Consider the following 24,155-nt stretch of genomic DNA (forward strand, 5'->3'; position numbering starts at 1 on the left):
TGCTACATCAATCAAGCGCCTGCTTCTCGCTCTTAGCTACACAAATATCTTTTACGATGGCTATGCCGATGATCGGGAATACAAGGGTACCCCAACAAGCACCAACAACAACCAGTTTGCATAGCACTAGCGTCTCAACGAAATCTAGCAAGTTTCGGGTCGGCACCAGGTAAGCGGCTTCTTATGATCTTCGCTGTTGATGGGGGGCTCTCCCTATCTCTGAACAGTGATGGAGGTCACAAAGATGGGTGCACTCGAAAATAAAGTCGCCATTGTTACTGGTGCCAGCGCAGGTATTGGCAGAGCGACTGCCCGGCTTTTCGCTAAGGAGGGGGCTACTGTAGTGGTCGCGGCCAGAAGAGCGTCAGAGCTGGATACGCTGGTGGATGCCATAAAAGAGGAGGGCGGCCAAGCGTTAGCAGTTGCTGGCGATGTAGGTGATGAGTATTTCGCCAAAAAGCTCGTTGATGAGACGCTCTCGCGGTTTGGTCAACTAGACGTAGCATTTAACAACGCAGGCATTTTAGGCGCGATGGGGCCAGTGCCCGAGATGTCATTGGCCGATTGGGATCAGGTAATCACGACCAATTTAACGAGCGCCTTTCTGGCAGCTAAGTATCAACTACCTGCCATGCGCTCGGCTGGCGGTGGCTCGTTAATTTTCACGTCGACCTTTGTTGGCCATACTGCTGGAATGCCTGGGATGGCGGCTTATGCATCCAGTAAAGCGGGGCTAATTGGACTGACGCAAGTCCTTGCTTGCGAATATGGTTCTCACAACATTCGAGTGAATGCATTACTACCGGGCGGAACGGATACTGCTGCAGCCAGAGAGTTTGCTAACACCCCCGAAGCATTAGCATTCGTAGCCAACCTACATGCAATGAAGCGAACGGCAAAGCCTGAAGAAATTGCCCAATCTGCACTCTACCTGGCTTCTGATGCCTCCAGCTTTACGACAGGGTCTGCGTTGTTAGTAGATGGTGGGGTGTCAATAAATCGTGTCTGAAGATAGGGCCCCACTCTGGTTGTAATCAGATTTAGAGGCCATGAGCTATCATCCGTACATGGCGACAGGCAGTCCGCTCCAGAGGAGTGGACTGCCCCTTTAAATTGGAGTGCTGTTAATTGCCAGGGTAAAAATTATGACACAACGGGCCGGCGTCACCCCCTGATTGAGTCACGCCTGCCCACTGGGTGGTCTCGTCAACAGAAGAGCCGGGCAGCTTCGCTGTCCCCGGCTCTCTTACTATCAGGCCGGGCGTTTTGAGCGTGGCCCAAACGACAGCACAAGCAGTGTTCCCAGGCTGGTAGTGATCAGGGCTAATAGCGGCCCACCTAAAGCGCCGAGGTAATCCACTAATATACCACCGCCTATGGCGCCACTGGCGATAGCAACCTGAAAGGCTGCAACTATCAAACCCCCTGCAGCTTCAACTTGATCCGGTGCAGCACGAACTATCCAGGTTTGAAACCCGATTGGAAAAGCGCCGAAAGCAAATCCCCACAATGCGATAGATACGGCAGTAACGCTGGCCAGACTGCCCGCGAACAGTAGTGTAATGGTGATCGCAATAATGAGTGCCCCGCCAAAGATAATGGCATTGCGCTCGCTACGCTCAGCGATAAATGCACCGGCGAAATTGCCAAAAAAACCACCAATGCCAAAGCCGAGCAGTACCGCAGAGATTGCACTAACGGATAGTTGTGCCACCTCTTCAAGGAGCGGCCGTATGTAGGTAAATCCGGCAAAATGGCCTGAAATCATCAGCACTACGGCTAGTAGCACAACGCGAACCTGCGTGCGTTTAAGCAGCTGGAAGAGAATGCGCAGGCTCGGGTTGTCTTTTGGCGGCATGGCGGGAATGGCGAAAAGCTGAGTCACGAGCGTCACCAGACTAAGGCAACTAGCGGCAATAAACGCACTGCGCCACCCCCAGAGACCACCAATATAGGCGCCCAGAGGCGCGGCACAAACAGTCGCGACAGATACGCCCGTCAGAACAATAGACATGGCGCGTGCGAACAGATTGTCGGGCACCATGCGCATGGCCATCGCGGCGGCCATCGACCAGAACCCCCCCAAGGCAATTCCCAGCAATACTCGAGCAATAATTAATACCAAAAAGCTATTCGCCGTTGCCGCCAGGGTGTTGGAAACGACGAGCAGCAGCGATAAACCAAGCAGCACAAACCTGCGATCAAAATTGCGGGTCAGGAGGGGGAGTGTAAGCGCGGCAAGCGCAGCGACCGCAGCGGTAGCCGTAACCGCCTGACCCGCGGCGCCAACGGAAATATTGAGGTCTGCTGCCATGGCCGTCAGCAGGCTGGCCGGTAAAAATTCGGCAGTCACTAAACCAAAAACCCCCAGCGCGAGGCTAACAATACCCATCCAATTGGCTGGGGCGGGTTCAGCGGTGGGCGATGCTGTTAGTAACGACTGGCTGGCGGAGCAAGTGGTGTTGTTCATTGCATGCCTACTAAAGTGTTAGTTGAAGCTGCAGTGTAAAATTAAGGGTTTGGCTTTTCTATGATGTAAAATCCATAAAGCATGACTATTTGTCCAAATCGAGTCCATTAACATGCGCGACACCTTAACTGAAATTCTGCTCGGCTTGCGTCTTGAGGGCGTGGAGTATGGGCGCTGCCTACTGCGCGCCCCTTGGGCCGTCGCAACCTCTGCCCAGCCAGCAGCACATTTTCATTTTGTGGCTCAAGGCGGGTGCTGGTTGCGCACCGAGACAACCGAGTGGACATACCTGAACGCTGGCGATGCGGTGCTCTTTCCGCGTGGAGCGTCCCACGGAATGGCCAGCTCGCAGGACGTGCCTGCAGTGGATAAGGCTACGTTGGCTCGTAGGCCAGTCTCTGAGAATATTTATCTGGTGAACAGTGAGTCCAAAGAGGGTGATATTGAGCCGGATGTGCTTTTCTGTGGTGCCATGCACTTCAATCTCGACCCGCTACATCCACTGATCGCGATGATGCCTGACATGATGCGCGCAAGCGATCTGGCGAAACGTGACCCATCGGTACCTGCCTTGCTGGAGGCAATGGAGCGAGAGATTAGTCTGGATCGGATCGGTGCCTGCGGCATACTTGCCCGTTTGGCCGATGTGCTGGCCGCCAGTATTATTCGCGCTTGGATTGAGTGCGCCTGCAGCGACGACTCCAGCGGTTGGATTGCAGCCGTGCGCTGCCCTCAGCTAGGCAAGGTGCTGGCAGCTATCCATACCCAACCGGAGCGCGATTGGTCAGTCGCCGAGTTAGCGGATGTTATGGGGGCTTCGCGCTCAAGCTTTAACGATAAGTTCAGCCGGATGTTAGGTGTGTCTCCTGCCAAGTATGTGGCGCGGGTAAAGATGTTTCAGGCTCGACAGTGGATAGCGCGGGACAATATGCGCATTGCCGTGGCCGCGAACCGGCTTGGCTATGACTCCGAAGCCTCATTCAGTCGTGCGTTCAAACGCATTATTGGACACCCACCGAGTGAGGCACGTGAAGCAGAGACCGCGTGATGGTTAAATTTTTGCTTCAATACCCGGTGAGTTGCTGAACGGCTTCCCGATAAGATACTTGAGCAAGCACAGTCTGCTTTTACGCAAGGTATAAATATGGCCGCCGCACTAAGTGGCGTCACCGTTTTGGCGCTTGTATTGATTAAGACGGGCTTCCAAGTTTAAAAGGGATCAAGGTTATAAATTGCTGGCTAAGCATTAAAAAAAGCCGTGTGCTCTGCCAGCACCGCTAAGCCAATCCCGATTAACACAATACCACCGATAAGCTCCGCCCAGTGGCCAACAAACTTACCGAGTTTATGACCCAGCAGCGTGCCGATAGAGGCCATTACCGTAGTAGCGAGGCCGATAGCAAGGCTGGTAGCGATAATACTGGCATCAATAAAGGCAAGGCTGGCGCCAACGGCCATGGCATCCAGGCTGGTGGCCGTTGCAGTGAGTACCAGTAGCCAGAGCGTTTGTTGACGATTCTCTATTTTGTCTTCTTTTTTGAGCCCGGCGTAAATCATATGCAGGCCTATGGCGGAAAGCAGGGTAAAGGCCACCCAGTGATCCCAGGCTTGCACGTACTGCTGTGAGGCCTTTCCTGCTACCCAGCCAAGAACAGGTGTAATTGCCTCGATAATGCCGAATACCAGGCCAATGCCAATAGCGTGGCGGAACCGGGGCTTGGTTAGCTCTGCGCCTTTGCTGATAGAAGCGGCAAAGGCATCCGCCGACATGGAAACGGCCAGGAATATTAAGGCAATCGGCGTCATGGAATATAAACTCGCTCGCTGGGAAAGTACCGCGATATCTACTCGTCTACAGAGCGGGAACGCTATGCTTGAGTGAAACGGTCGGGTATTCAATAGCGATGAATCCTACCATGATTTATTAAACAAACAAGGCGGAAGTTTAAAAATAAAGTTTGGGTTGGTGAACTAATATAGCCTTGGCTAACAATGTCTGTGTTAGCTTATTTTCTTGGTTTTAATATGTTATTAATGGTTTTTTGAAAAGCTTTATTGTTTTTTTTGGTTTTGTGGAGTGGCTTTTTTAAGTTCTGGGCTTATTAAAAGTTTTATATGGTTTTAACTTAAGAGCTTTACAGTTTGTACGCCGTAAGCTGGCGGGTAGGGAAATGAACAGGTGCCAATCGCGAAGACAGTGTACGTTCAAAGCCTAGGCGGGCAGCGGCGTCGCTCGAGCGCCACGCAACTGGCTAACATCAGCCCGCGGCGGGGCGCCAAACATGCGGCTATATTCGCGGCTGAAGTGGGAGGGGCTTTCGTAACCCACCCGGTAGCTGGCGGTGGCCGCTTCCAGCCCCTCGGCCAGCATCAGTCGCCGGGCTTCGTGTAGGCGCAACTTTTTCTGAAACTGGAGCGGCGACATGCGAGTGACTTCGCGGAAGCTGTGGTACAGCGTCGATTCGCTCATATTGGCAGTGGCTGCCAGCTCGCGGATACGCAGAGGCTGGGTGAAGTTCTCCTTGAGGGTATAGATGACCCGCGCGATCCGGTTAGCCTGGGAATCCGTGGCAGCGAATCGGCGCATGCGTGGACCCAGCCCTCCCATCAGCGCACGGTAGATCAGCTCACGCCGGGCCAGCGGCGAAAGCACCTTTATATCTTCCGGGGAGTCCAGCAGACTCAGCAGTCGGTAAAGCGCTTCCTGCATACGTACATCCATGGGCGCCGAGCTAAGACCACAGTCTATCTCAGAGCAGATGGCTTCATTACCCTCAGGCGGTGCCTTATCGCCTAGCTCCAGTATCAGCCCGGCCACCTCTTGGGGATCCACCGAGACTTTGACCGCCAGGTAGGGCTGCTCAGGGGTCGCGTGGTCAATCCTGCCTAGCACCGGTAGGTGAATGGCGCTTGCCATATAACTCGGCCCACTGTAGACGATCTCCTTGTCGCCCAACTGCACGGTCTTGCTACCTTGAATGACAAAGCAGATACACGGTTCATAGACTGCTGAGCAGTAGCTAGTGGCAGAATCTGCACGCACCAGTTGCACCTCGGCAATCGCCGTATCCTGAAGCTCCTCAAGCGGGCTCCAGCGACGGGCAACGCTGATCAACTGTTGCGACAGGTTGTCGCTGAGCTGGACAATCTGCTCAGGCAAGATAGTGGTCAATGGCTCTCCTCCCTAGTCGTTCGCAGTATATGCCTTCGCTGGGTAAATCGGAGGCTTTTTCAATTGATTTTGCAGAATCAGGCAAGCACCGCGTAGAAACCGGCAACCCGTGCCAGCTGTCACCAAACGGTCATGGTGCTTGAACATCGAAACAGCATGACGATTCAAAGACCCTACCAAGTGAAGCCTTTCACACCTCACGACAGAATTAGGCAATCTTCTCGCAGGAACCCGATACCCTCTTCGTCCCCGCACACCCTATGGTAAGCATTCTCTGGTAGGTGTTTCGCATTCAGCTCGACCCTGTCAGTCCGCCAGCCCTCCTTACTATAACAACACCACTGTCGATTCTGGCGCTACTCAAGCGACTAGATAAAAGCTGACCGCTCACGCGGTACGAAATAGATCACCAACGCTGCTATCGGTTTCCGGTAGCCATTGGAGCAAGTCATCATGGGAAGTTTGAATCAAAGAGCTCGCACAACAAGTGGCCGGGGGATCCTCCCGTTTTTGCTGTTAATGGCTTTGCTGGCGGGATGTGAAGCCAAGAGCGAGGAGGCAGCGACTGCGCCACCACCGCCGCCAGACGTCGACGTGGTGAATATCGTTGCTCAACCGGTCATGTTGAGTGAGTCTTTCACCGGGCGGGTAGAAGCGGCTGAAACGGTTGAGCTAAGGCCCAGAGTCAGCGGCTATATTGAGGAAGTGGCGTTCGAGGAGGGCGAGCTGGTGGAGCAGGGAGATCTGCTGTTCCAGATCGATCCTCGGCCCTATCAGGCGCGGGTCGGCGCCGCCCAGGCTGAGCTTGCCCAAGCCAGGAGCCAACTGGCCCAGGCTGGAAGCGAAGCCGAGCGTGCCCGTGTGTTACTGGGGCGCCAGGCTATTTCCCAGGAGGTACATGATCAGCGTCAATCGGCCCTGAGTAACGCTCGTGCCATGGTCGATGCCGCCGAGGCTGCGTTGCAGACCGCCGAGCTTGATCTTGAATACACCCGCATTACAGCACCTGTTAGCGGCCGTGCCGGCCGGGCGATGGTTACTCGCGGTAACCTGGCCAACGCTGACCAGAGCCTGTTGACCACGCTGGTCACCATCGATCCGATCCACGTCTACTTCGAGGCGGACGAGCAGGCCGCGTTTGCCAGCCATGCACTACTGATTGGAGAGGAGCCGAACAGCCTGCAGATCGAACTGGGTGGCGACGCCACGCGGCACTTCACGGGCACCCTGGACTTTATCGACAACCGTTTGAACCCTAACACGGGCACCCTGCAATTTCGGGCGCTGCTTGCCAATCCCGATGGTCGCATTCGTCCTGGGGAGTTTGCGCGCGTCGAAATGCCGGTAGCCCGGTTGGAGCAGGCACTGCTGGTGGATCGCAAGGCGGTTCTGACCGACCAGGATCGCCGCTACGTCTATGTGGTGGATGAGAATAACCTGACCGAGCGACGCCAGGTCGCCACCGGGCGCCAGGTGGACGAACGCATGGTTATCAGCGAAGGGCTCTCCGCTGGCGACCGGGTGATCGTCAACGGGGTGCAAAAAGTCTTTATGCCGGGCATGGAAGTGAGCCCTCAAACGGTGCCCGCCGCTCCGGCTGCTGACGCCCAACCCGCCATTGCTGCCAGGGAGGACTAGACCGCCATGAATTTCTCGCGTTTCTTTGTGGATCGACCGATATTTGCGGCGGTGCTGTCGATTATTATCCTGGCGGTGGGGCTGATCTCGATTCCCAACCTGCCGATCAGCGAGTACCCGGATGTTGTGCCGCCCTCCGTGGTGGTGCGCACGGTCTACCCTGGCGCTAACCCGAAGGAGATCGCCGAAACGGTCGCCACGCCCTTGGAAGAAGCCATCAATGGCGTCGAGGACATGATGTACCTCAAGTCCGTGGCGGGCTCTGATGGTGTGCTGCAAATGACCGTCACCTTCCGCCCGGGTACCGATGCCGAGGAGGCCGCCGTTCGGGTGCAGAACCGAGTCAGTCAAGCCGAGGCTCGGTTGCCGGAAGCCGTGCGTCGTCAAGGTGTCACCACCCAGAAGCAGTCGCCTACGTTTCTGATGGTCGTTCACCTGACCTCGCCCAGCGGTGAATACGACACCCTCTACCTGCGCAACTATGTGCGACTGAATGTCCGTGATCGATTGGCCCGGCTCGAAGGGCTCGGGGACGCGCAAATCTTCGGCGGAGGGGACTACGCCATGCGGGCATGGCTAGATCCTGATCGCATAGCTGCCCGTGGCCTTACGGCCAGTGATGTGGTGGGGGCCATGCGTGAACAGAATGTACAGGTCTCCGCCGGACAGTTGGGAGCCGAACCCATTGAGGATAGTGACTTTCTCACCCTGATTAATGCCCAAGGGCGGCTGGAAACAGTGGAGGAGTTTGGCGACATCGTGCTGAAGCGCGGCGAGGGCGGCGAGATCCTCAGGCTTTCGGATGTGGCTCGGCTGGAAATGGGCGCCGGAGACTATACGCTGCGCTCGCAGTTGGACGGCAACAACGCGGTGGGGGTGGGGATATTCCAGGCACCGGGTGCCAATGCGCTGGAGATTCGCGAGCAGGTCGTCGCCACCATGGACGAGCTCTCCGAGCAGTTCCCGGAAGGCGTGGAGTATGAAGCGGTCTACGACACCACGATCTTCGTTAATGACTCGATTGAGTCCGTGGTGAAGACGCTGCTGGAAGCCGTGCTGCTGGTGGTGCTGGTCGTCACGCTTTTCCTGCAAACCTGGCGTGCCTCCATTATCCCACTGCTTGCGGTGCCGGTATCGGTGATCGGCACTTTTGGGGCGCTCTATCTGCTGGGCTACTCCATCAACACGCTGACCCTGTTTGGGCTGGTGCTGGCCATCGGTATCGTGGTGGACGACGCCATCGTGGTGGTAGAAAACGTGGAGCGGAATATCGAGGAGGGTCTAAAGCCCCAGGCCGCCGCTCATCAGGCCATGCGAGAAGTATCCGGCCCTATCATCGCTGTGGGGCTGGTGCTGTGTGCGGTGTTTATCCCCATGGCCTTCCTGTCAGGGGTGACCGGTCAGTTTTATAGCCAGTTCGCGGTGACGATTGCCATCTCCACGGTGATCTCCACCATCAACTCGCTAACCCTGTCGCCCGCGCTGGCCGCGATGCTGCTCAAGCCCCATGACGCGCCCAAGGATCGACTCACTCGCGTGATCGATACGCTGTTTGGCTGGATTTTCCGTCCCTTCAACCGCTTCTTTAACGCCAGCTCCAACAAGTACCAGGGCGGCGTGGCTCGCTCTCTTAAGCATCGTGGCGCGGTGTTTGTGGTCTACGCACTGTTGCTGCTGGGCACTGGCGTAATGTTCAAGGCGGTACCGCCCGGGTTTATCCCGGTGCAGGACAAGCTGTACCTGATTGCCGGCGTCATCCTGCCGGAAGGGGCGTCGCTGGAGAGAACCGACCAGATGCTTCAGGACGTCGTGGATATCGCCATGGAAACCGAAGGTGTGGAGCACGCCATCGCCTTTCCCGGCCTGAACGCGCTGCAGTTCACCAACACCTCCAACACCGGGGTAGCCTTTCTAACCCTCAGTGCCTTTGGTGAGCGCAGCCTTAGTGCTGCGGAGATAAACGCCCGCATCAACCAGGGCATTGGTGGCTTGAAAGAGGGTTTTGCGTTCTCCTTCATGCCTCCGCCGATTCTTGGCTTGGGCAATGGGTCGGGGTTTCAGCTATTCATCGAGGATCGCGGCAATCTAGGCTACGGGGCGCTGCAGCAGGCGGTTAACCAACTCCAGGGCGCGATTGCGCAAACGCCAGGGATGGGCTTTCCGATCAGCAGCTATCAATCCAACGTGCCACAGCTGGATGCTGAAGTGGATCGGCTGAGAGCCAAGGCCCAGGGCGTGCCGTTGACCGAACTGTTCGACACCCTGCAGACCTATCTTGGCTCAACCTACGTCAATGACTTCAACCGCTTTGGCCGCACCTGGCAGGTGATTGCCCAAGCGGACGCCCCCTTCCGGGCCAGCGTGGAGGACATCGCCCGCCTGCGCACCCGCAACGACCAGGGAGAAATGGTGCCTATCGGCACGATGGTGAACATCACGCAAACCTTCGGGCCAGACCCGGTGCTGCGCTACAACGGCTACCCAGCAGCAGACCTGGCCGGCGAATTTGATCCCCGCGTGCTTTCTTCCGCCCAGGCGATGGACGCCATCAACGCTCTGGCGGAAGAGGTGCTGCCTCCGGGCATGGCGCTGGAGTGGACCGACCTGAGCTACCAGCAGTCCACCCAGGGTAATGCAGCTCTAGTAGTCTTCCCGCTGTCGATCCTGCTGGTATTTCTGGTGTTGGCGGCCCTCTACGAGAGCTGGACGCTACCGCTAGCGGTGATTCTGATCGTGCCCATGTCGATGCTAGCGGCGCTGATTGGTGTCTGGTTTGGCGGGGGCGATAACAACATCTTCGTGCAGGTGGGGCTGGTGGTACTGATTGGCCTGGCGTGTAAGAACGCCATCCTGATCGTGGAGTTCGCCCGGGAGCTGGAACTGCAGGGCAAGGGCGTAGTGGAAGCGGCCCTGGAAGCCTGCCGGTTGCGGCTGCGGCCGATCATCATGACCTCGATCGCCTTCACGGCGGCGGTGTTGCCTTCGGTAGTCGCCACCGGCGCGGGCGCCGAGGTACGGGCGGCGCTGGGAACGGCGGTGTTTGCTGGTATGATCGGCGTCACACTGTTTGGCTTGTTCCTCACCCCGGTGTTCTACGTGGCGCTGCGTAAACTGTCTGGCCCATTGGTCAGCCATCACAGCGCTACGTTAGAAACGTCACCTCATCCTACCAGCCATCCCCAAAGTTGATGATAGAGCGGAATACCAATCAACACATTGAAGGGGAAGGTGAGTCCTAACGACGCCAGCATGGCAAGGCCAATGTTGGCGTCTGGAATCGCGGCGCGAATGGCGACGGGCGCGGCAATGTAGGAGGCGCTGGCGGTAAGACTCGCCAGAATAACCGCTGAGCCAGCGGGCAGCCCAAGCCAGTATGCCATCGTCAAACCCAAGCAGGAGAGTGCAACGGGCGCTGCCAGGGCAAAGATGATCAAGCGGCTGTGCCCCCAGCGCAGGCTGCGCAGCGTCTCTGCCGCGACCAGGCCCATCTCCAACAGGAACAGGGCCAGAATGCCCTGGAAAGCGTTGGTATAAAGGCTTGTCACCGATTCACCGGCATTCGGCCCGTATAGCCAGCCGATTAAAACGCCGCCCACCAGCAGGATGACGCCGCGATTGGTCAGCGTTTCGTGCCACAGACCCGACATCGTAGTGGTTGAGCCTTCTTGGCTAAAACGACGATAGAGCAAAATCCCGAGCATGATCGCCGGTAGTTCAAGTAGCACCAGATAAAGCGTTACCTGCCCGCCGGTCATCAGGCTGTGTGCTTCGGTATACGCCAGGGCGACGGCGAAGGTACCGGCGCTAACCGAACCGTAGTGGGCAGCAAGGCTGGCGCTGTCTGCCAAAGAGAGCCGAACCAGGTAGCGAACAACGGGGAAGATGATCAGCGGGATTAAAATGCCCAGCAGGGTAACCCCGGCAAGCTCGATTAACAGAGCAGCATTCAGGCTTCCGTGCAGAGCCATGCCGCCCTTAAGGCCAATGGTCAGCATCAGCAGCAGGCTTAAGATGTCATAAGCAGCTTTGGGAATGCTGAGATCGGAGCGCACCACACCGGCCACCACACCTAACACAAAGAACATCACCACAATATCCGGCACGGAAAATCTCCTTTACAGGGTTTTAAAGTGGCTACTTTAGCGACCTAAAGAGATTGATGAAAACAAATAAACTTTATACAGTCATAGATAGTTATCTATGGTGTAAAGAATGAAAGTACGACAACTGACCTTCCGACTGCTGCAGGTTTATGCCGACGTGGTACGCACAGGTTCGATTACTGCCACCGCGAATCGACTTCACCTGACTCAACCAACGGTGTCTCAGCAGTTGAAACGGCTACGGGAAATTGTCGGTGAACCCATTGTGCGCCAGGAGGATGGTCGCGTGGTGCCCACTGAGGTCGGCCAAGCGCTCTATCAGCTAAGTCAGGACTTGCTTAGCCGCGCCGATGTGTTCAGCCAGTATCTGGATGAATATAACCGGGGTGGCCGCGGCCATTTTAGTATTGGCCTGGTCAACACAGCCCAGTACGTGCTGCCCCGTCTTTTAGGGCCCTTTAGCCAGGCTAACCCGCAGGTAGACGTCACGGTGGAGATCGGTAACCGTCAGCAGATGCTTAATCGCTTTGAGCGTCATGAAGACGATATCTATGTATTTAGCCACCCGCCCAGCGATGACGCGGTGCTCGCCGCGCCTTTTCTGAGCAACCCGCTGGTCGTCGTGGGGCCGACGGATTGCCGTTGGGAAGGCATGGAGGGCCTCACCATGGCGACTCTCAAGAATGAGCGATTCCTACTGCGCGAACCGGGATCCGCGACCCGGCATACCTTTGATGCCTGGTTATATAGTGCGGGTATCGAGCTGCGCTCCACCCAGCAGATCGCCAGCAACGAGGCGATTCGGCTTGCGGTGGCATCGGGAATGGGGTTGGCAGTGTTGTCGCGACATGTGGTTGCGGACTCTCCTAAAGGTGTTCAAGAGCTGCCCTTGCAGGATTTTCCGCTGAAAAGCCGCTGGCATTTTGTGGTGCGCCGGGAGCGACGCCTGCCGCCAGCTGCCTATCGCTTTTTGAGCTTTGTACAAGGGGCGCTTGCCCGTGAATTTGATGAGCCTGAAGGCGAAGCTGCCGTGGCTGAATTGCTTAAGGCATTAAATCAAGCGCGGCCCCTCTCCAAGCCGCAGTAGAGTACGGGTAGACGAACAGTTTGGCATCCGTTATTTGCCTTCTTCATGTTGCTCTTGATCCGCTGTCGCTGTCGCTGGGGCTATCGGCGTTGTTAAGGGGGTGTCTACTATTATTGATTCCCTGAATTACCCACTTGGTAGGCGTGGTAGAGATCGTCAAGCAGTGCGCCGATGTGCTCAAGCAGTACATCATCGTTCTCACAACGCTCCCTAGCCCCGGCTAACATGAGTTTCACACCGACTGCTTCGGGTACTGAGAGACCACCCACATCCAGGTAGTGAACTAGCTCGGCCACTCTGGTCAACGCCGGGTCACCTTCCAGGCTAAAACTTGTTATCAGCACCTCAAACGTGACCTTGTCGTCGACATGGGTGAACGTTGCGCCGTCGAAATCGAACCCCAACGCCTCCGGTGGGCACTGCGCTGGGCTTTCTAACCACAGGAAGCGCGCCTCAGAGTCGATAAAGCGCTGGATCAACCAAGCCGATGCCACGCGATCCACCCAAAGTCGGCGGCGTGTGGCCCAGACTCTCCCGCGAAATGCACTTCGAACTCGCCTGGGGATGTCGGCTTGGATAGCTCGGGGTTCATCAGGTACGAAGCAGCGGTTGTAGACCGCTTCAGCCTCTGCCAAAGCCGCGATGGCTCGTTCTCTTCCTAGCCCTGGGAAAAAATCGATGTCTACAATGGTCTGAAAACGCCGCTGAAGCTGAATTAATCGGCGCTGTGCTTCACGCTCCTCGAGGCTAGGGCATGCCTCTTGCCATTCGGCAACTTCCCCCACTAAATCCTGAAAATCTGAGGTACGGTCAAATAGCGGCAGCAGCTGTTCGGCGGTATCCATGGTGGAATCATCCACTTCCAGCAGAAGGGCCTTACCTCCTAGCTCCCGAATAGCGTCAGCCTGTTGCTGCAGCGCTTCTTTACGTAATGGGTTTGCCGGCAATAGGTAGACACCATCACGCATTACCGCTGCACCCAAACTGCGCAGTGCCCGCCAGATCCTCATGCGGGGTGTGCCCGCTCGCCCGCTGAGGCTCATGATCAGTATCAGCCAGCGTTGTGCGCTATCTGTCATGATATCGTTGCCGTTGTATGTGTAACATTCATGTTGTAGATTCTACAAAATAATTCCCCAAACGTCTTTAGAGAGTGTGCCATGCCGCCTATCAATGAGTCTTCTCACCAAATACCGTTCCGAGAGGCCGTTATGGTTTGGTTGCGTGTGGCCATGCTCAGCTTCGGCGGCCCCGCCGGACAGATCGCCGTGATGCATCGTATCCTGGTCGAAGAGAAAAAATGGATCGGCGAGCGGCGTTTTCTGCATGCACTCAACTACTGCATGATGCTGCCGGGGCCGGAGGCTCAGCAGTTGGCCATCTATATCGGCTGGTTAATGCACCGTACCAAAGGCGGTTTGGTGGCCGGGACACTTTTTGTGCTGCCTGGCTTCATCGCCATTCTCGCGCTGAGCTATCTCTATGCGGCATTGGGGAACGTGGGCGTGGTAGAGGGGCTCTTTTTCGGCCTGAAGGCCGCCGTATTGGCGGTGGTGCTTAATGCTGTCGTACGAATAGGAAAACGGGCGCTCCAAAATCGTACCATGCTGGGCCTAGCGGCAGTCGCCTTTGCTGCCATCTTCTTTTTTGATGTGGCTTTTCCGATCATCATCCTGGGTGCGGCCTTGCTGGGTTACTGGGGCGGTAAAAGGGGAATGGCGGCCTTTCAGGTGGGCGGCGGCCATGGCGATGGGAATGATCAGGCCCTAAGCGACCGAGACTCTCTGCTTGGTGAGGGGCTACCGGCCCATGCTCGCCCCAACCGCCGTTGGTCTCTACGCATGTCGGCGACCTTGTTACTGCTGTGGCTGACGCCGGTAGCGCTGTTGTTGGTCATGCTGGGTAGCGAGAACGTGTTTAGCCAGATCGCCGTCTTTTTCAGTAAAATGGCGGTGGTTACCTTCGGTGGCGCCTATGCGGTGCTTGGCTATGTCACTCAGGAAGCGGTGCAGAATTATGCTTGGCTGGCACCTGGGGAGATGCTTGATGGCCTGGGCATGGCTGAGACCACCCCTGGCCCCCTCATTCAGGTAGTCCAGTTTGTCGGGTTCATGGGCGCCTATCGTGAGGCTACGGGGCTTGATCCTATGGTGGCGGCGACCTTGGCAGCGGTGCTCACTACCTGGGTGACCTTCGTTCCTTGTTTTTTGTGGATTTTCTTGGGGGCGCCCTATGTGGAGCGCCTGCGCGACAATCGCGCCCTGAGCGCTGCGCTTTCCGCCATCACCGCAGCAGTGGTTGGCGTTATCCTCAATCTAGCCATCTGGTTCGGGCTCCATGTCATCTTCGCTGAGGTAGAGGAGCGGCATCTTATGGGGGCACGCCTATTGATCCCGAACCTAGCGTCTTTGGATCTGCTTGCCCTGCTACTCGCCGCCGGCGCCATGGTCGCCATCTTTTATTTCAAGGTGGGCATGCTCAAGGTGTTATTTGGCTGCGCGCTGCTCGGCGTTCTAGCCTCCCTGGTTAGCGTCTAACTACTTCGCTCTTTGACAAGGTGGCTAGAGCACTCTTGAAAAAGCTAGCCTACAAGCCCCCACTCAACGACACCAGCCGTTTCACTGAAGTAGGGGCGGTCGCCTTTCACCGTGACACGCTCACCCCTTCGTGCCTGCCCGGAGTAATCAAAAATAGCTCGGTGCTGGGTGCAGCGGTTATCCCAAATGGCCAAGCTGTTGGGTGTCCAATTTAGGCGTACAGTGAATTCCGGTGTTTCCTGGTGGCGATAGAGAAACTCCAGCAGCGCCTGACTCTCTGTGTGGGAAAGCTCAACAATCTCCCGAGTAAAACCGCGATTGACAAACAGGCTTTTGCGCCCGGTTTCAGGGTGGGTGCGTACCACGGGATGTACCGCCTCAGGGTAATCCGCACCGTTCTTAAAGCCGAACTGACTACGATCCGCAGCGGTTTGATTACCGTAATGCAGACGGTAAGTAGCTTCACCTGAATGAACCGCGGTTAAGCCTTCAAGCAGGGATTGCAAAGCGGGGGAAAGTGCTTCATACGCCGCATAACCACTGCTGAATAGGGTGTCGCCGCCATATTCAGGTACATCGCGTAGGTACAACAAACTTCCCAGTGGTGGCTCAACATCGCAAGAAACATCTGAGTGCCAATGGCCACCGTTTACCGCTCGCTTGCCGCCGCGAATCGCTTTCGGGTCGTTAGACGAGTTGGCATCGGCCTCAATGGGGAAAATTTCCGGGTAGCCCTCAGGGCCTTTCGCCATTGGGTGAACGTGCAGGTCGCCAAAGCGTTTACCCAGTGCAATATGCTGATCCCGCGTGAGTGCTTGGTTACGCAAAATCACTACCTGATATTGTAGAAACAGCGACTTTAGCTCTGCAAACGTTTCGTGGTTTAGATTGGCAAGATCAATCCCTTCGATCTCGGCGCCAATATGTCCGCTTAATGGGCGTACATGAAGCGTGCTTTGTGTGAGTGTTAGCGATGTCATGTGCAGTGCTCTCTTAAATGGAGTGTGAACCCACTATCGAAGCATCAGGTCATGAACCCAAATAATTTAAATAACCGTCCTTTTTATGATTTAGATGTCAGCATAAAGTGAATAAGTATTTCAGTTATTCGCTGATAAAGACTTCTCGAAAACTCACTTCTGAGTAATATCGGAGCGCCATAAGGTGGCCTGACATTTAATGCTCAGGAGCACCGTTATGTCTCGAACTCTCATTAGTAAATCTGTTACTGCCTCTGGTTTAGCCACGCTGTTGGCGGTGTCGCTGGTAAGTGCCAGCCCCGCTCAAGCTGCTGAGCAATTGCGTATCGCCGAACAGTTTGGCATCACCTATCTACTGCTCCACGTTGCCCGTGACCAGGGCCTGATTGAAAAGCACGGTGCCGAGCGCGGTGTGGATATCGATGTGGAGTGGTTGCAGCTTTCAGGCGGGGCGGCCGTGAATGATGCGCTGCTCTCTAACAGTATCGATATTGCCGGGGCTGGGGTGGGGCCGCTGTTAACGGTGTGGGATCGCACTCATGGCAACTTGAATGTGAAAGGCATCGCTTCCCTAGGCGAGTTCCCTAATTTTTTGATCACCAATAACCCCGATATTCAGACGTTAGAAGATATTGATGACAATGATCGCATTGCCGTGCCTGCAGTCGGTGTATCTGTTCAGTCACGTTTCTTGCAAAAGGCGGTCGCCGATACTTTTGGGCAGGATCAGTTTGATCGGTTAGAGGGCAATACCGTTGCACTGCCTCACCCAGATGCCACGGCGGCGCTCATCAGCGGCGGCACCGAGATTAATACACACTTTTCATCCATCCCTTTTCAATACCAGGCCTTGCAGCAAGAGGGCATTCACAAAATTACCGACTCCTACGAAATTCTAGGCGGCCCTGTATCTCCGACGGTGCTTTACGCCACCGAAGATTTTCGCAATGAAAATCCTGACATCTATGCTGCGTTCCTGGATGCACTGGATGAGGCCAGATCGGTAATAGAAGAAGACCCGCGCGAAGCTGCGAATATCTATAAACGAGTGACAGGCACGCAGTTAGATATCGATTTCCTGGAGTCGATTATTACTGACGAACAAGTGAGCTTCTCTCTGGTGCCGAACAACACTTTCCCGTTGGTAGAGTTTCTGTTTGACGTTGGCGCTATTCAGAATGAGCCCACTTCATGGCAGGACTACTTCTTTGAAGATATCCATGCCTGGGAGGGGAGCTAATGTCGATTGCACTGCGTAAGCGCCATGTGCTGGGTGAGGCCTCGCTGGATCGCGAGGCTTATTCACCGACAAATACGTCATCCGCAGCAGCAACTCCCAGGCTGGCAGTAGACAACGTTACCCTTGAATACCGGACTCGCCAACATGTCGTGAAAGCGACCCAGCAAGTGAGCTTTAACGTGCAGGAAGGGGATCGGTTTGTACTGCTGGGGCCATCCGGTTGCGGCAAGTCCACGCTGCTCAAAGCCATCGCTGGTTTTCTAACCCCTGCAGAAGGCAGCATTCGTCTGGATGGCAACACCATTCATGGCCCAGGGCCCGACCGTATCGTGGTGTTTCAGGAGTTTGATCAACTGCCACCCTGGAAAACCGTCAAGCAGAACGTAATGTTCCCGCTGGTGGCTTCGCGCACCTTGGGGCGCAAAGCGGCGGAGCAGCGGGCGTTAGAAACGCTAGAAAAGGTTGGGCTGGGGCGTTTTGCGGATGCCTATCCGCATACGCTTTCCGGTGGCATGAAGCAGCGTGTGGCCATCGCCCGTGCGCTGGCCATGCGGCCACGGGTGTTGCTGATGGATGAACCCTTTGCCGCACTCGATGCGCTCACCCGGCGCAAAATGCAGGAAGAGTTGCTGGCGTTGTGGGAGCAAGAAGGCTTTACGCTACTGTTTGTTACCCACTCCATTGAAGAAGCCCAGGTAATAGGTAACCGGGTACTGCTGCTGTCACCCCACCCAGGCCGGGTGCGCGCTGAGCTAGGCTGCGCCGACGATAGCCTGCACAGCTTGGGAAGTGAAGCCACCAAAGCGCGTACTCAAACCATTCATCGGCTGCTATTTGAAAATGAGGTGGCCCCATGAGTGCGTTAGTCAGCCCGCGTGTAGATGAAAAAGTCACTCCCTTAGCAGGTCAGCGTTATAGCTATGTTGAAGGGCTTTACTGCCCGCGCTGTGCTGCTGAATATGCCCATCAACACGTTCAACAGCTGTGCCAGTGTGGCTCGCCGCTGCTGGTGCGTTATGACTTGGAGGCGCTTAAAGCGTCATGGTCGAAGGCGGATCTTGTTTCGCGCCCCTGGAGCCTGTGGCGTTACCACGAGTTGCTGCCCGTGACGACGCCAGACGCCGTCGTCAGCCTAGGTGAGGTGGTTACACCGCTGATCGAATTGCCTGCGCTGGGTGCCGATATGCGCTTGGATAATTTGGTCATGAAAGACGAAGGGCTGCTGCCCACGGGGTCATTTAAAGCGCGGGGCGCGGCGGTGGGCATATCCCGCGCTAAAGAGTTGGGTGTTACCCACTTAGCCATGCCAACCAATGGTAATGCCGGTGCCGCGTGGTCGTTATATGCCGCCCGGGCAGGCATTAAAGCCACGATTAGTATGCCGGTAGATGCCCCCTTTATTACTCGCCAAGAGTGTGCCGCTGCCGGTGCCAGCCTAACCCTGGTCAATGGGGTGATTAGTGATTCAGGCAAGCAGATTGGCGAGTGGGTAAAAGCCACCGGCCACTACGATGCTTCCACCCTGAAAGAGCCGTATCGCATTGAGGGCAAGAAGACCATGGGGCTGGAGTTAGCCGAGCAGCTGGGCTGGCAGTTGCCGGATGTGATTCTGTACCCCACGGGGGGTGGTGTGGGGCTGATCGGTATTTACAAAGCCTTGCAGGAGCTTCAGACGCTGGCATGGGTAACCGGCAAGCTGCCGCGGCTAATTGCCGTGCAAGCCAAGGGTTGCGCGCCCATTGTGAAGGCGTGGCAAGCGGGCGCGCGGGTATCGGAATTCTGGGAGCGCAGTCATACCCATGCGTTTGGTATCAACGTCCCAAAAGCACTAGGGGATTTTCTAGTGTTAGACGCTCTTTATGCCACCGGTGGTCGCGCCATTGCGGTGAGTGAAACGGCGATTCGTTGGGAGCAAACCCGGGCGGCTCAGCTAGAGGGTACCTTTGTATGCCCAGAGGGGGCCGCTGTTCTCGCTGCCGCACGGGAGTTAAGCACGCTTGGCGAAATCGGCACTCATGAGCGTGTAGTGGCGCTGAATACCGGCGCAGGCATCAAATACCCGGATAGCCAATCGTTCCACGTTGACGTGCTGGATAAACAGAGCGCTATTCCCACTACAGGTTTCACGACGGCATCAGGAGATTCACATGAGCGTACATGACCTGCGTGGCCCCGTTGATTCACGGGTTGATCGCTTCTTTGATCTACCGCCCGTTGATGTGCGCGAGCTAAAAGTCGCTCGCAGTGTTGGCCAGCGGCTGTGGGATCAAAGCGTGGTGCGTAAAAGCGTCATTCTGGTGCTGTTGGTGGTCGCCTGGGAGGTGGTTGCCAGGGTACAGAACAATCCGCTGATGCTGCCCAGTGCCATGGAGACCGCGAGTGCCCTTTGGCATGGGCTGGCGTCAGGCGTTCTATTGGCACGGGTAAGTGCATCGCTGAGCGTGCTGCTAAAAGGTTTTGCCTTAGGTGCGTTTCTCGCTCTGGCGTTAACGACCTTGGCGGTCTCAACCCGTATTGGGCGAGACTTGCTCACCACGTTAACGTCCATGTTCAGCCCGCTGCCCGCCATTGCCCTATTGCCGCTGGCGCTGCTGTGGTTCGGCCTGGGCGAGGCCAGCTTGATCTTTGTATTGGTGCACTCGGTGCTGTGGGCCATGGCGATCAATATTCACGCAGGCTTTCAAGGCGTTTCAGAAACATTGCGCATGGCTGGGCGTAATTACGGCCTTAAGGGGCTGCGCTATGTGGCCTTCATTCTGATTCCTGCAGCGCTTCCGGCATTGTTGGCGGGGTTAAAAATTGGCTGGGCGTTTGCCTGGCGCACCCTGATCGCCGCCGAGCTGGTGTTTGGTGCTTCTTCAGGCAAAGGCGGGCTTGGCTGGTACATCTTCCAGAACCGTAACGAGCTTTACACCGATAACGTATTTGCAGGCTTGGTCGTCGTCATTGTGATTGGCCTGCTGGTGGAAAACATTATTTTTGACAGCGTTGAGCGCCTAACGGTGAAGCGCTGGGGCATGGTGCGCTGATGACAAAAAAGGAGACTTCCTAATGCCGTTAACACAAGTAACCAACTACCTTAACGATCACCTTCATGCCTTTAATCCAAATGCCAGCCTGCGACATCATGCAGCGTTTCATTGGGAGAATGGGCGGATATGGGGGCAGCTTTCCAATCTGACGCTGTATCCATCGCAGCAGCCTATCTTCTCATTGGAGTGGTTAGATATTGCCGCTTGGGAAGCCGGGGTAGAAATTCGTGATCAACACGACGTACCGCACCCATCAGACTGGCTTTATTTTCTCTCGTGGAATCAGGAAGATGTGGTTTTTTTAGACCGTTTTTTACGGGTTCTTCATGCCCTGAACCATTTGGCGCTGCATGGAGCCAGTACCAAGCCGCTGATTGTCGATGTGCACTGGCGTCATATCCAAGCAGTTGAGGTATCTCATGGCAGTGTATTTGAAAGCCTGTTAACCCAGTTGGGCCTGCATCCTAGACAAGTGGTCTTGCGGCTAGATGGCTCCGTGGTATTGGAAGAGGAACACGCCCAGACCGCAGCCCATAGTTTTCACCAGCGTGGCTATCCGCTGCTAGCACAAGCCGTGCCGTTGGGTACCACTTCTAACGAGTGGCAGCGCTTGAAACAGAGCGGTGTACGCTGGGTAACGCCACCGGCTGATGCGTTGCCGCTGGCGCGCAAAAGCCGCGAACACTTCCCCCACTTAACGGAGTGGAGCAAGGATGCAAGACGCGCAGGCTTAAAAGTGTGGTGGCCAAAACTTGATCGACCTGGAGACTTGGGAATTATGACTCAGTTGGAGCCGACGTTGGTGAGTGGTTTATTGATGGAGAATAGTGTCGAATTAAAGCTGGCATAAACGTCACTAGCTAAAGCCATCGTTTATATTTAATAGCCCCAGATTGCTCAAGGCCCATCAATCCAGTCGACAATGTCGCGCGGCCCAAACCAGAGAGTTGGCTGGGTTTTGTCAGAAGGGGGAGCGGGACGCTGGTGCAGTTTGCACCAGCGACGCCATTTGCCTACTAAACGCTTAGCCGTTTGCAACACGTTCATCAGGCAAGAACACGCGGCTATAGAGGGGGCGAATCCAAGCATCGCTACCTTGCGCTAAGCCCAAGGCGCGAAAGTGGTGCTTGGTAAGCTCTGCGTGAACAAGCTCTTCGCTATTGTCGGTGCGCAGTTCAAGACGAACGGTAGGGCCTACTACCGATACCAGCTCGATTTTGGCATGCAGTGCATCTGAGTGTTCACGCCCGGCGAATACCTCAATCTCATGTGGCCTTACGTACGCCTGACCTTGCTCATTTTTGTAACCTTGAAATTCAGGTGCAGGCAGTTGCACATCGCCAATACGGGCGATTCCATCATGAACCCGTGCATGGAACAGGTTCACATTGCCGAGGAATTGGTACACAAAAGGGTTGGCCGGGTGGTCATAAACATCCTCCGGTGAACCATCCTGCTCAACGCGGCCTTTGTTCATCACCACAACCCGGTCTGAGACTTCCAGCGCCTCTTCCTGGTCATGGGTAACGAACACGCTGGTCACGTGAATATCATCGTGTAGTCGGCGCAGCCAGCGGCGAAGCTCGGCGCGCACTTTGGCATCCAGTGCGCCGAAAGGCTCATCCAGCAACAGCACTTTGGGCTCCACCGCCAGCGCACGTGCCAGCGCAATTCGTTGGCGCTGGCCGCCAGAGAGCTGATGGGGGTAGCGGTGGGCGGTCCAGTCCAGCTGTACGAGTTCCAGCAGTCGCATGACTTTCTGCTTAATCTCGTCTTTGCTGGGGCGGGTTTTGCGTGGTCGAACGGTTAACCCGTAAGCGACGTTCTGAAACACGGTCATATGCTTGAATAAGGCATAGTGCTGAAAGACAAAGCCAACACCGCGCTCGCTGACATGCAGGTCGGTAGTGTCTTCGCCGTGAAAGCGGATTCGCCCAGTATCTGGCTGCTCTAGTCCGGCTATGATGCGCAAAAGCGTTGTCTTGCCGGAACCAGAAGGGCCGAGCAGGGCAGTGAGCTCGCCATCACGGAACGTTAGGCTGACATTGTCGACCGCGACAAAGTCGCGAAAATGTTTGTTAACGTGATCGATTTCAATACTCATAAATAGTCTCTTATCTCTGTGAAGCGCTAAGGGATCAGGCGGCAGCAATACGCTGACGGCGTTCTTCGTTCCACTCAACGGCGCTCTTAATCGCAATGGTGACTAGCGCAAGGCCTGTCAAAAGCGAAGAGACGGCAAAAGCGGCGGTAAACATGTATTCGTTGTAGAGCACTTCAATGTGAAGTGGCATGGTATTGGTTTCACCGCGAATGCGACCTGACACTACCGCTACCGCGCCGAATTCACCCATGGCGCGCGCGTTACACAGAATGATGCCGTAGATGAGTCCCCACTTAATATTGGGAAGGGTGACGTACCAGAAGGTTTTCCAGCCGTTGGCTCCGAGCGTTAACGAGGCTTCTTCTTCCTCTTTACCCTGCTGCTGCATCAGTGGAATCAGCTCACGAGCGATGAACGGCAGCGTTCCAAAGGCAATCACAATGATGATGCCAGGCACGGCAAAGATAATGCGCATATCGTGGGCTGAGAGCCAGGGGCCCAGCCAGCCTTGGGAGCCGAACAGAATGACGAAGATTAATCCCACCACCACGGGCGATATCGCAAAGGGCATATCAATCAGGGTGATGAGGATCGACTTGCCACGAAACTCAAATTTAGCGATTGCCCATGCAGCGGCAACACCAAACAAGGTGTTGAGTGGCACGACAATGGCGACAATTAGTAGCGTTAAACGAATAGCTGACAATGCATCAGGATCGCTGACCGCCGCATACCAAACCCCAATGCCGCGCTCAAAGGCGCCGTAAAGTACTACCGTAAGGGGCAGCACCAAAAAAAGGGTGAGAAACGTTAAGGCGATCGTGATTAAGGTAATCCGAATCCAGGCAGGCTCTTCTGTCGCGCGTCGCCAGCGTTTGGCAATAGTATCGTTGGTATCAATAACCGTAGAGGGAGTTGTCACGGTTTGCTCCTGTTATCCATGGCGACGGCTGGCCCACCACTGCAGGCCGTTAATAACCAGCAACATTAAAAATGCCGCCACAAGCATCACGGTGCCGATCGCAGCTGCTCCGTGGTAATCGTACTGTTCCGTCTTAGCAACGATGAGCAGCGGTGTGATTTCAGTGCGAAATGGCAAATTGCCGGAGATGAAAACGACGGAACCGTACTCACCTAGCGCGCGTGCAAAGGCTAGCGCGTAGCCGGTGAGTAAGGCTGGAAATAAAGCGGGAAAAATAACCCGGCGAATGGTGGTAAGTCGGTCAGCACCCAAACTTGCAGAGGCTTCTTCTAACTCGGCTTCTAGGTCTTCCAGTACCGGCTGCACGGTACGTACCACAAAGGGCAAGCCGATATAGGTGAGTGCAATTACAACGCCAAGCTGCGTATAGGCAACACGGATACCGAAAACATCCAAATATTGGCCCACCCAACCGGTACTGGCATAGAGCGTCACTAGAGCGATACCGGCTACCGCGGTAGGAAGGGCAAAGGGGAGGTCGACCAGTGCATCCACAAGGCGTTTGCCTGGGAATTTGTAACGCACCAGCACCCAAGCCACTAGCCCACCAAAAACCAGATTAATCGTCGCGGCAATTAATGAGCCACCAAAGGAGAGCTTGTAGGAAGCGACCACTTGGCGCTGGCTAATCGCATTCCAAAACGTCTCCCAACTCATCGTGGTGGTATAAAGCAAAAAGGCACCCACCGGAATAAGAAACACTAGGCCCATATACAGCAGAGTGAAACCCATGGTGAGACCGAAACCTGGAATGACCCGGCGTTTGGCAAGCGTAATTGATGACATATAGACTCTCATTAAAATGCCAGA

Annotated in this window: 20 protein-coding genes; 11 read left to right on the forward strand and 9 right to left on the reverse strand. The window is 55.6% G+C overall.

The window, feature by feature from the left end:
* The first annotated feature begins 244 nt into the window (after positions 1-244).
* Positions 245-1,009 (forward strand): SDR family oxidoreductase, encoded by a 765-nt coding sequence (locus ACFIOZ_RS05740; RefSeq protein ID WP_386082734.1) that lies wholly within the window; start codon positions 245-247, stop codon positions 1,007-1,009.
* Between the two features lie 243 nt (positions 1,010-1,252).
* Here the strand turns inward: ACFIOZ_RS05740 and ACFIOZ_RS05745 are convergent, their stop codons facing one another.
* A complete protein-coding gene (locus tag ACFIOZ_RS05745; protein ID WP_386082735.1) occupies positions 1,253-2,470 on the reverse strand; it encodes an MFS transporter in 1,218 nt (405 codons plus the stop codon).
* A gap of 112 nt (positions 2,471-2,582) precedes the next feature.
* On the opposite strand from ACFIOZ_RS05745, the gene ACFIOZ_RS05750 reads away from it, so the two are divergent.
* Complete coding sequence (locus tag ACFIOZ_RS05750) at positions 2,583-3,518, forward strand: AraC family transcriptional regulator (RefSeq protein WP_386082736.1); 936 nt, start codon at positions 2,583-2,585, stop codon at positions 3,516-3,518.
* A 191-nt stretch (positions 3,519-3,709) separates the two neighbouring features.
* On the opposite strand, the gene ACFIOZ_RS05755 is transcribed toward ACFIOZ_RS05750, so the two are convergent.
* Positions 3,710-4,276, reverse strand: a complete 567-nt coding sequence (locus ACFIOZ_RS05755) for a manganese efflux pump MntP family protein (RefSeq protein ID WP_386082737.1) — start codon at positions 4,274-4,276, stop codon at positions 3,710-3,712.
* Positions 4,277-4,682: 406 nt separating this feature from the next.
* Positions 4,683-5,642: an AraC family transcriptional regulator gene (locus tag ACFIOZ_RS05760; RefSeq protein ID WP_386082738.1), complete on the reverse strand. Its 960-nt coding sequence runs from the start codon at positions 5,640-5,642 to the stop codon at positions 4,683-4,685.
* Between the two features lie 453 nt (positions 5,643-6,095).
* Here ACFIOZ_RS05760 and ACFIOZ_RS05765 point away from each other — a divergent pair, with 453 nt between their 5' ends.
* Both ACFIOZ_RS05765 and ACFIOZ_RS05770 read left to right on the forward strand, forming a co-directional pair.
* A complete protein-coding gene (locus tag ACFIOZ_RS05765; protein WP_386082739.1) occupies positions 6,096-7,280 on the forward strand; it encodes an efflux RND transporter periplasmic adaptor subunit in 1,185 nt (394 codons plus the stop codon).
* Positions 7,281-7,286: 6 nt separating this feature from the next.
* The gene (locus ACFIOZ_RS05770) at positions 7,287-10,469 is read left to right on the forward strand and encodes an efflux RND transporter permease subunit (protein WP_386082740.1); all 3,183 of its coding nucleotides are present in this window, start codon (positions 7,287-7,289) and stop codon (positions 10,467-10,469) included.
* On the opposite strand, the gene ACFIOZ_RS05775 is transcribed toward ACFIOZ_RS05770, so the two are convergent.
* Positions 10,442-11,383 carry a sodium-dependent bicarbonate transport family permease gene (locus tag ACFIOZ_RS05775; protein WP_386082741.1) on the reverse strand — a complete coding sequence of 314 codons (942 nt, stop codon included), beginning with the start codon at positions 11,381-11,383 and terminating at the stop codon, positions 10,442-10,444. The genes ACFIOZ_RS05770 and ACFIOZ_RS05775 overlap by 28 nt on opposite strands.
* A 109-nt stretch (positions 11,384-11,492) precedes the next feature.
* On the opposite strand from ACFIOZ_RS05775, the gene ACFIOZ_RS05780 reads away from it, so the two are divergent.
* Positions 11,493-12,470 carry a LysR family transcriptional regulator gene (locus ACFIOZ_RS05780; protein ID WP_386082742.1) on the forward strand — a complete coding sequence of 326 codons (978 nt, stop codon included), beginning with the start codon at positions 11,493-11,495 and terminating at the stop codon, positions 12,468-12,470.
* Positions 12,471-12,580: 110 nt separating this feature from the next.
* Here the strand turns inward: ACFIOZ_RS05780 and ACFIOZ_RS05785 are convergent, their stop codons facing one another.
* Complete coding sequence (locus tag ACFIOZ_RS05785; protein WP_386082743.1) at positions 12,581-13,549, reverse strand: chromate resistance protein ChrB domain-containing protein; 969 nt, start codon at positions 13,547-13,549, stop codon at positions 12,581-12,583.
* A gap of 81 nt (positions 13,550-13,630) precedes the next feature.
* Between ACFIOZ_RS05785 and chrA the strand changes: the two genes are divergently transcribed.
* Entirely contained in the window at positions 13,631-15,007 is a 1,377-nt protein-coding gene (chrA, locus tag ACFIOZ_RS05790; protein ID WP_386082744.1) for a chromate efflux transporter, read from the forward strand.
* 44 nt (positions 15,008-15,051) lie between these two features.
* Here chrA and ACFIOZ_RS05795 read toward each other — a convergent pair whose 3' ends face one another.
* Positions 15,052-15,987 (reverse strand): TauD/TfdA dioxygenase family protein, encoded by a 936-nt coding sequence (locus tag ACFIOZ_RS05795; RefSeq protein WP_386082745.1) that lies wholly within the window; start codon positions 15,985-15,987, stop codon positions 15,052-15,054.
* Between the two features lie 217 nt (positions 15,988-16,204).
* Between ACFIOZ_RS05795 and ACFIOZ_RS05800 the strand changes: the two genes are divergently transcribed.
* Genes ACFIOZ_RS05800 through ACFIOZ_RS05820 form a run of 5 tightly spaced genes read left to right on the forward strand, consistent with a single transcriptional unit; the run spans position 16,205 to position 21,109 of the window.
* Entirely contained in the window at positions 16,205-17,227 is a 1,023-nt protein-coding gene (locus ACFIOZ_RS05800) for an ABC transporter substrate-binding protein (RefSeq protein WP_386082746.1), read from the forward strand.
* Positions 17,227-18,084: an ABC transporter ATP-binding protein gene (locus tag ACFIOZ_RS05805; protein WP_386082747.1), complete on the forward strand. Its 858-nt coding sequence runs from the start codon at positions 17,227-17,229 to the stop codon at positions 18,082-18,084. Before ACFIOZ_RS05800 ends, ACFIOZ_RS05805 begins: the two co-directional genes overlap by 1 nt.
* Positions 18,081-19,388: a threonine synthase gene (locus ACFIOZ_RS05810; protein WP_386082748.1), complete on the forward strand. Its 1,308-nt coding sequence runs from the start codon at positions 18,081-18,083 to the stop codon at positions 19,386-19,388. The genes ACFIOZ_RS05805 and ACFIOZ_RS05810 overlap by 4 nt, the downstream gene beginning before the upstream one ends.
* On the forward strand, positions 19,375-20,256 hold the full coding sequence (locus ACFIOZ_RS05815) for an ABC transporter permease (protein WP_386082749.1): 882 nt from the start codon (positions 19,375-19,377) through the stop codon (positions 20,254-20,256). The genes ACFIOZ_RS05810 and ACFIOZ_RS05815 overlap by 14 nt, the downstream gene beginning before the upstream one ends.
* Before the next feature lie 22 nt (positions 20,257-20,278).
* Positions 20,279-21,109 (forward strand): hypothetical protein, encoded by an 831-nt coding sequence (locus tag ACFIOZ_RS05820; RefSeq protein ID WP_386082750.1) that lies wholly within the window; start codon positions 20,279-20,281, stop codon positions 21,107-21,109.
* Between the two features lie 174 nt (positions 21,110-21,283).
* Here ACFIOZ_RS05820 and ACFIOZ_RS05825 read toward each other — a convergent pair whose 3' ends face one another.
* The 3 genes from ACFIOZ_RS05825 to cysT are packed head-to-tail and all read right to left on the reverse strand — an operon-like array spanning position 21,284 to position 24,131.
* Positions 21,284-22,363 (reverse strand): sulfate/molybdate ABC transporter ATP-binding protein, encoded by a 1,080-nt coding sequence (locus ACFIOZ_RS05825; RefSeq protein ID WP_386082751.1) that lies wholly within the window; start codon positions 22,361-22,363, stop codon positions 21,284-21,286.
* Between the two features lie 34 nt (positions 22,364-22,397).
* Complete coding sequence (gene cysW, locus ACFIOZ_RS05830) at positions 22,398-23,264, reverse strand: sulfate ABC transporter permease subunit CysW (RefSeq protein WP_386083993.1); 867 nt, start codon at positions 23,262-23,264, stop codon at positions 22,398-22,400.
* Positions 23,265-23,297: 33 nt separating this feature from the next.
* A complete protein-coding gene (cysT, locus tag ACFIOZ_RS05835; RefSeq protein WP_386082752.1) occupies positions 23,298-24,131 on the reverse strand; it encodes a sulfate ABC transporter permease subunit CysT in 834 nt (277 codons plus the stop codon).
* Between the last annotated feature and the right edge of the window lie 24 nt (positions 24,132-24,155).

Source organism: Vreelandella sp. F11 (assembly GCF_042466685.1).
Classification (GTDB): Bacteria; Pseudomonadota; Gammaproteobacteria; order Pseudomonadales; family Halomonadaceae; genus Vreelandella.